We start from the raw sequence: 256 nt of genomic DNA on the forward strand, positions 1-256 counted from the left end.
TGTTCGTACCAATCCCATACGTCATATTCGTGAAAATCAGATTGATGGCGATATATGGACTATTCCTGCTGAGAATATGAAAGGTCGACGTGATGCTACAGAAGAGTTTCGTGTGCCTTTATCAACAGAAGCATTAGAAATCTTAAAACAAGCGCGCCTGCTCTCTCGCAATGATTTCTTCTTTTCTCCTAGAGGTCGGGGTCCCCTTGCTGATAGTTCTATGTCACAATATATGAAAAAAAATAAACTTGATGCC

Annotated in this window: 1 pseudogene; it reads left to right on the plus strand. The window is 40.6% G+C overall.

Annotation, left to right across the window (positions count from 1 at the left end):
* Positions 1 to 256: pseudogene (locus BN338_RS10455) on the plus strand (integrase); the annotation flags it as partial.

The organism is Bartonella queenslandensis AUST/NH15 (genome assembly GCF_000312585.1).
Taxonomy (GTDB): domain Bacteria; phylum Pseudomonadota; class Alphaproteobacteria; order Rhizobiales; family Rhizobiaceae; genus Bartonella; species Bartonella queenslandensis_A.